Here is a 1,471-nt window from a genome sequence, read left to right on the forward strand (position 1 = left end):
TTGGAGGCCCTCGAAGTGCACCGAAACAACTACACCGAGGCCGGCCCCAAATACCTCCAGTTGCTCTGGTGGGAGTTCCCGGAGATCCACCAAGAAGCCATCAGGATCGGCTCGAGTTTGCGCTTCCTAGTAGACCCCGGGACCGAAATTGTGGAGAACCCCCCACTCACGCCAGAACAAGTGGAGGTGGTTTGCACCTTCATCGAGGAACTGAAAGCCCTAGGAGTGGTCAGACCGGCAACCCGACCGCTCCGACGGGTTTGCCCCCTGTTCGTAGTCCCCAAGCCAGGACAGCCAGGCCAATGGAGATGCATCGCGGACATGAAACGGGGAGGCCAAAACGGGTGCTGTGGACTGGACCCCATCTTCCTGCCATCCTCCAAAGACATCCTCCCCCATCTCTATTCGGGTGGATGGTCCGCAATCGCGGACGCCAGCAAACATTTCCACAACTTCACCACGTTACCGGAAGAACGAGACCTGATTGGGATAATCCACCCCGTCACCGGTGAAAAACTCTGGTACGTGGGTTTACCCATGGGATCGGTCAACAGCCCTTCTATTGCTTGCCGGGCTGGGGAGGGATTCATGGACATGCTCCGAGCCGAGTCAGAGATCTTTCGGGCCGTCACCTATCGAGAAAACACTTGGCGACAAGCCCTAGCGCACAACACCTATGATCCCCTTCTGGGACACGGATATGTGGGCCTCCGGGAGAATGGATCTCCAGTCGCTCTCTTGTTTGGGTTTGTAGACGACTTCAAGATCCACGCCTCCACCGCGGCTGATTGTTGCGAGGCGCTCACTGCCTTCATGGACCTCACGGTACGCCTCGGGTTGATTTGCCAGCCGGTAAAGACATCTCCTCCCAAACAAGTCCAGAAGTACTGTGGGTTCTGGTACGACACCCGCGGGGTCCCTACTCTCCACATCCCCCCGAACAAGATCTCCCGGTGTGTGGCAAGCGTAGACTTCATCCTCAGCCGCCCGCGTGAGCAAGCCCTGTCCCGCCTCAGCCTGGCTATCATCACGGGCGTCCTCCAATCAGTGGTGGAGGCCACGCCACACCACCTCGGGCAGACCCACCTCCGAGCGTTGTACGACGATTTGCACCTCTTGGAGGAGGGGGATCCCACTACCGGGGCGGCAAAATACCACACCCGAGCCCACGTCTCTCCCGCCGGCCATGAAGCCCTCCGATGGTGGAAGGGCCACCTCCTCCACGCTCGAGGCAGTAGTGCGCAACGGGCAGTCCATGGGGGGATCGTCCTGAAGTGGGGAGACGGCAGTGGGACCGGTACAGGGGGCACCACAGAGTTCTACACCCTCACACCGGAACAGAAACAGTCCCCCGGCATCGAACTCTGGATGGGCATGTGGGGGGCTCGAGCCAAATCCAGGACATCCAACTGGAAAGAAGCTCGGACCATCCTGGAATCCCTCGACCAGGAACGGCACACCGGAAGGCTTC

The 1,471-nt window shown here is 59.6% G+C and carries 1 protein-coding gene; it reads left to right on the forward strand.

Translation table 11 applies throughout. The features are described 5' to 3' along the window. Positions 1–1,471, forward strand: a 1,471-nt coding sequence (locus tag ACRCYW_RS02385; RefSeq protein ID WP_438548591.1) for a hypothetical protein, incomplete at both ends; no start/stop codon positions are given.

This window comes from Aeromonas sp. (genome assembly GCF_051657805.1).
GTDB lineage: Bacteria > Pseudomonadota > Gammaproteobacteria > Enterobacterales > Aeromonadaceae > Aeromonas.